Origin of the sequence: Kitasatospora sp. NPDC059160, from assembly GCF_042755465.1 — a bacterium.
Lineage (GTDB): Bacteria > Actinomycetota > Actinomycetes > Streptomycetales > Streptomycetaceae > Kitasatospora.
Genome location: NZ_JBHZCN010000215.1, coordinates 1 through 5,646 on the forward strand (window position 1 = coordinate 1; position 5,646 = coordinate 5,646).

A 5,646-nucleotide genomic window follows, 5' to 3' on the forward strand; every position below is an offset into this window, starting at 1 on the left:
AGTACGTCCAGTACGAGGCCGACTCGGGCGCACGCCCAGCCGGGCGCCCAACGCCGCGCGCTGATCTGCCAAGATCCGCCGGACAGGCCCTAGCGGCCGACGTACTTCGGCTTCTCCTTGGCGATGAAGGCGCGCACCGCGATCCGGTGGTCCTCGCTCTCCCCGGCCAGGGTCTGGAGTTCGTCCTCCTTGTCGAGCAGCTCGTCCAGCGAGTGCGAGGCGCCGTACGCCAGCGACTCCTTGACGGCGCCGTAGGCCACCGTCGGGCCCTCGGCCAGCTCGCGGGCGAAGACCCGTGCGGTGGCGGCGAGTTCGTCGCCCGGCACGACCTTGGTGGCCAGGCCCAGCTCCATCGCCTCGGCGGCCTTGACCGTGCGGGGCAGCATCAGCAGCTCGGTGGCCTTGGCGTGCCCGACCAGCCGGGGCAGCGTCCAGGACGCGCCGGAGTCGGCGGTCAGGGCGATCCCGGCGAAGGCGGTGTTGAAGCCGGCCCGGTCGGACAGGATCCGGAAGTCGCAGGCGAAGGCGAGCGAGGCGCCCGCGCCGGCCGCCACCCCGCCGACCGCGGCGACGGTCGGCTTGCGCATCCCGGCCAGCGCGCGGGTCAGCGGGTTGTAGTGCTCGGCGACGGTCCGCAGCGCGCCCTCGCCGGTCTCCTCGAAGCGCTTGAGCAGCGCCAGGTGCTCGTTCAGGTCCTGCCCGACGCAGAAGGCCCGCTCGCCCGCGCCGGTGAGCAGCACCGCGCGCACGGCCGGGTCCCCGGCGGCCTCGGTCACGGCGTCGCGCAGCGCGACCTTGGTGGCCACGTCCAGGGCGTTCATCGCCTCCGGGCGGTTGATGGTGATGACGGCGAGGCCGCCGTCCAGCTCGTAGAGCACGGAATCGGACATGGGTGAGGGCTCCCTCGACGATCGTCACGCGGGTGGTCGTGCCAGGATGCCGGAGCGGAGGGCGGACTGGGGAGTGTGAGGTATCGCACCTTCCGGTGCCGTCACCACCGCCGCCACGCCGGGGCTTTTGGTGCCGATTGCGGTGGTTGCTGCCGGTCCGGCCGTGGTTGCACCGAGAGTGATGTTGGTCATCAGGCCGTGGCATGCGGGATAATGGCTTCCGATCAATGCGTTCGATACCGGCGGTGGACGGACTGCCGGTGCGTAGCTGAGCGGTTGCAGGAAGGGGAACGAGCATGGCGGCCATGAAGCCGCGGACGGGTGACGGCCCGCTCGAAGTCACCAAAGAGGGGCGGGGCATCATCATGCGCGTTCCGCTCGAAGGCGGCGGACGTCTCGTGGTGGAGCTCACGCCTGACGAGGCCGACGCCCTGGGCGAGGCCCTGAAGAAGGCCTGCGGCTGACCGCAGCGCTCGCCGTCTCCTGGAGACGTACCGCCGGGCCCGGGCACGACGTCATGTCGGCCCGGGCCCGTGCGTTCTCCGGGGGCGGGGGCCCGGCGCCGTACGGCCGCTAGCGCTTCACGGCGCAGAGCAGCCCGTCCGAGACCGGCAGCAGCGCGGGCAGCAGGGCGTCGCTCTCCCGCACGTCCCGCACCAGGTCGCGCACCGCGCCGGTCTGCGGGTCCTGGTGGTCCGGCTCGGCGAGCCGGCCCTCCTGGAAGACCCCCTCGAAGCAGACCATCCCGCCCGGCCGCAGCAGCCGCAGCGACTCCAGCAGGTACTCCCGCGACTCGGCCGGGTCGCCGTCGCAGAACACCAGGTCGTACTGGCCGTCGGCGAGCCGGGGCAGCACCTCCAGGGCCCGGCCCGGTATGAACCGCGAGCGGTTGGCCGCGAACCCGGCCGCCTGGTAGGCCTCGCGGGCCAGTTGCTGGCGCACCGGCTCCGAGTCGACCGTGGTGAGCACGCCGTCCGGCCGCATCCCGCGCAGCAGGTAGACGCCGGAGACGCCGGTGCCGGTGCCGATCTCGGCCACCGCCTTGGCGTCCAGGGCGGCGGCCAGCAGCCGCAGGCAGGCCCCGCCGCTCGGCCCGATGGCCCGTATGCCGGTCCGCGCGGACTGGGCCCGGGCGTAGGTCAGCACGGCGTCCTCGCCCACGTAGGTGTCGGCGAGGGCCGCGCGCGCGGGCCCGAACTCGCTGATGGCTGCCTCTTTCGGAGCCCCGGGTGGCGGCCCGGTGCCGGAGCATGTCGATATTTCCTGCCACAGATTACTGGCCGGGCGGGAACCGCGTACGGCGGCGGGCCGTTGTCACTGACGACCGGGTGCGCAAGACCTCCCGGACACTTTTATCCGGGCTTGACGGGTGAGGTGGATATGGTGGTGGCCCTGCTGGGCAGAAGAGCCGACCGAGGAGGTGTGGCCGAGGGCGACGTCCCTGTGCGGCGGCACTCCCGCGGCACCGCGTCGGCCCGTACGCCGAAGCCCGTGATGAACCAGCCTGCGCACTCCGACCTGGACCAGCCCGCCGCCGCCACGCCGGCCGCCGGTACCGCCGAGGCCCCTGTCCTCGCGACCTTCGCCGAGGGTCCCGACTCGCAGAGCTGGACTCCGCCCACGTGGGAGGAGATCGTCGAGGCGCACAGCGCCCGCGTCTACCGCCTCGCGTACCGGCTGACGGGCAACCAGCACGACGCCGAGGACCTCACCCAGGAGGTCTTCGTCCGGGTGTTCCGTTCGTTGTCGACCTACACCCCCGGCACCTTCGAGGGCTGGCTGCACCGGATCACCACCAACCTGTTCCTGGACATGGTCCGCCGCCGCCAGCGCATCCGCTTCGACGCGCTCGGCGAGGACGCGGCCGAGCGGCTCGCCTCCCGCGAGCCCAGCCCGGCCCAGCACTTCAGCGACACCCACTTCGACGCCGACGTGCAGCAGGCCCTGGACACCCTCGCGCCGGAGTTCCGCGCCGCCGTGGTGCTCTGCGACATCGAGGGCCTCTCCTACGAGGAGATCGCCGCCACCCTGGGCGTCAAGCTCGGCACCGTCCGCAGCCGCATCCACCGCGGCCGCTCCCACCTGCGCGCCGCCCTCAAGCACCGCGCCCCCGGCTCGGCCCCGGGCCGCGAGCGCCGCGGCGGCTCGGAGGAGCCGGTGCCGGTCGGCGTCGCCGCCGAGGTCGCGACGGCGCCGGGCGGGCGCGGACGGAGGCGATCGTGAGCGGAACCGGCTGGTCCGGCCAGGACCGTTCGGATGCGTCCGACCGGTCCTCGGCCCGGCGGAGCTGGGCCCTTCCGGGCCGCCGCGGCGCCGCGGACCCGGTGGGCGGTGACCTCGGGGACCCTCTGCTGCCGACCGTCCCGCTGCCCGCCGACACGGCGCTGCGCGCGCTGCCCGTACGGCCCGCCGAGCCCGCGGCCGAGGAGCACCACCTGGGCGACCGGCTGTCCGCCTTCCTGGACGGCGAACTCGGCCACGACTCCCGCGAGCGGGTCCTGGCCCACCTGGCCACCTGTCCGCAGTGCAAGGCCGAGGCCGACGAGGGCCGGTCCGTCAAGCACCTGCTGACCCGCACCGACACCCCCGGCCCCTCCTCCGCGCTGATGGCCCGGCTGATGGCCGTCGGCAGCCTCCCCGAGGACGCCCCGGCGGACGCCGGCCGGCTCCGCGGCCGGGACGACGACGACCTCCCCGGTGGCGGCGTGAACGCCACCGGGACGCTCGGCGGCAGCCGGCTGACCGGCGGGTCCTTCGGCCGCGGCGCCGGTGCCTCCTTCGGCGCGGGCGCGCTCGGCGCCGACGCCCCGCTGCCCGGGTTCGACCCGCGCGCCTTCGGCCGCGGCTCGATGCTGCGACCGCTCATCGGCCGGCGCAGCGGCCGTCCGGAGGCCGTCGCCCGCCCCGACCGCACCGCCGCCCGCCCGCAGCCCGCAGCGGCCGTCCTGCGGCCCTCCGCGGCCCGCGGCCGCCGCCTGGTGTTCGCCGCCGCGGGCGCCTTCTCGGTCGCCGCGGTGACGCTCGGCGGCGTCGGCGGGCTCACCCAGGGCGAGGAGCAGCACGGCACCACGGTGAGCCCGGTGGGCGGCACCAGCGGCCGGAGCGGCTACGTCCCGATGAACGCGCAGGTCCCGGTGGACTTCCCGGGCCGCCCGGTGGCCGCCACCCGCGACCCGGAGCCGTCCTCCTCCCCGGAGCGCTACCCGGGCAACATCGCCGCCCTGCGCCAGCAGACCCGTTAGGCCCTGTCCGGCCGATCTTGCCGGGCCCCCGGCCACCGGCTGGTCTTTACCACGGCTTCATCCCGTCGTGGACCAGGGACTCGCCGGTGGCCATTACCCTGTAGGAACGTCGTCCGATGAGCTAGGGAGCCCAGGTGTTCACCGATGTAGGCGGGCTGAAGCTGCTGACCCTGGCCGTACTGGCGATCGTCGTCTTCGGCCCGGACAAGCTGCCGAAGCTGATCCAGGACACCATGGGCTTCATCCGGAAGGTCCGTTCCTTCGCCGACACCGCGAAGGAGGACATCCGCAGCGAGCTGGGGCCCGATTTCAAGGACTTCGAGTTCGAGGACCTCAACCCCAAGACCTTCGTCCGCAAGCAGCTGATGGGCGACCAGCAGGACCCGCTGGGCCTCAAGGACATGAAGGAGTCGCTCGACATCCGCTCCGTCCTGGACGACAAGCCGGCCGCGCCGGTGAACGGCCGGACGGGCAGCGTGAGTTTCGAGAAGGCCGCGGCGCCCGCCTCCGCCGGCGCCCCGCTGCAGCCCGGCGAGCGGCCCCCGTTCGACCCCGACGCCACCTGATCCGGGCCGGCCGTCCGCGGCCCGGGGCGCGTCCGACAATTCCCGCCGGCCCGCCCGGCTGAGCGGGGCCCCGGCGTGCGCGCCGCTATTGTGCTGATTGTTCCCGTTGAGCCGTCCGTCACATCCGCGCCCGCGCGGACCAGGAACGGCCCCCGGGAACGCCGAGGTACGCCACCATGGGAGCGCGCCACGGCAGGCACACGTGCGTTGAGGAGGCCCGGGGATGGACGCGACGAGTCAGGCGGGAGGGGCGACGGTCACGGCCGGCGGCCCGGTGGTCGGCGGGCAGGCCGGTCCGGCGGACCCGCTGGTGCCCTACCTGTCCGCCGACTTCCCCTGGTACGGCCTGGACGAGGGCTGGACCGGCCGCCGCTTCCTGATGCAGGCCGGCGCCGGCGGCCCCCGCGGCGGGGCGGCCGGCGGCGTCGACTACGGCACCCTCGGCCACGGCGACGAGCCGGCCAAGCAGTTCGAGCCGCGCGATGTGCGCAAGTTCGCCGTGGTGGTCACCGTGGCCCGCCGGGACAGCCGCCGCAGCGCCGACAACACCGGCACGCTGGAGGCGACGTCCGCCTCCTCGGCGGCCTGGCTGGCCGGCTCCGGCCTGCTCGCCGCGACCTGGCCCGGCCAGCTGGACCGCGCGCTGCGCCAGGACTGGCTGGACCAGCAGAGCAACCTGGCCTGGGACCTCGCCGACGACCTGGCCGGGCCCGGCTGGTCGACCCTGAGCCTGCCGGTCAACGGCCTGCCGCAGCCCTTCCGCTACCGGGAGTCCGAGTACGGCTGGGTGCTGGCGGGCGAGGCCCCCGGTGTGCTGCTCGGCGCCTTCGGCCGGGGCGTCAGCGCCTACGGCGTCGGTTTCGCCACCGTCCCCGACCTGGGCGGCTACGCCCGGCCGTAGCGAGGCAGCGGACACGCGGCGGGGCCGGACGGATCACCGTCCGGCCC

7 protein-coding genes are annotated in these 5,646 nt (G+C 74.6%); 5 read left to right on the forward strand and 2 right to left on the reverse strand.

Features of this window, described 5'->3' with window-relative positions:
• Window positions 1–89: 89 nt before the first annotated feature.
• Window positions 90–890 carry an enoyl-CoA hydratase-related protein gene (locus tag ACFXOZ_RS41970; RefSeq protein ID WP_380409383.1) on the reverse strand — a complete coding sequence of 267 codons (801 nt, stop codon included), beginning with the start codon at window positions 888–890 and terminating at the stop codon, window positions 90–92.
• Between the two features lie 296 nt (window positions 891–1,186).
• Between ACFXOZ_RS41970 and ACFXOZ_RS41975 the strand changes: the two genes are divergently transcribed.
• Window positions 1,187–1,354, forward strand: a complete 168-nt coding sequence (locus ACFXOZ_RS41975; RefSeq protein WP_014137929.1) for a DUF3117 domain-containing protein — start codon at window positions 1,187–1,189, stop codon at window positions 1,352–1,354.
• A gap of 109 nt (window positions 1,355–1,463) precedes the next feature.
• Here the strand turns inward: ACFXOZ_RS41975 and ACFXOZ_RS41980 are convergent, their stop codons facing one another.
• Window positions 1,464–2,096 (reverse strand): O-methyltransferase, encoded by a 633-nt coding sequence (locus ACFXOZ_RS41980; RefSeq protein ID WP_380409399.1) that lies wholly within the window; start codon window positions 2,094–2,096, stop codon window positions 1,464–1,466.
• A 288-nt stretch (window positions 2,097–2,384) separates the two neighbouring features.
• Here ACFXOZ_RS41980 and sigE point away from each other — a divergent pair, with 288 nt between their 5' ends.
• From sigE to ACFXOZ_RS42000, 4 genes are all read left to right on the forward strand, one after another.
• Window positions 2,385–3,113 (forward strand): RNA polymerase sigma factor SigE, encoded by a 729-nt coding sequence (gene sigE / locus ACFXOZ_RS41985; protein WP_375884886.1) that lies wholly within the window; start codon window positions 2,385–2,387, stop codon window positions 3,111–3,113.
• On the forward strand, window positions 3,110–4,132 hold the full coding sequence (locus ACFXOZ_RS41990; protein ID WP_375884787.1) for an anti-sigma factor family protein: 1,023 nt from the start codon (window positions 3,110–3,112) through the stop codon (window positions 4,130–4,132). The genes sigE and ACFXOZ_RS41990 overlap by 4 nt, the downstream gene beginning before the upstream one ends.
• 134 nt (window positions 4,133–4,266) lie before the next feature.
• A complete protein-coding gene (locus tag ACFXOZ_RS41995) occupies window positions 4,267–4,698 on the forward strand; it encodes a sec-independent translocase (RefSeq protein WP_380409387.1) in 432 nt (143 codons plus the stop codon).
• 223 nt (window positions 4,699–4,921) lie between these two features.
• Complete coding sequence (locus ACFXOZ_RS42000) at window positions 4,922–5,599, forward strand: hypothetical protein (protein WP_375884793.1); 678 nt, start codon at window positions 4,922–4,924, stop codon at window positions 5,597–5,599.
• Window positions 5,600–5,646 lie beyond the last annotated feature (47 nt).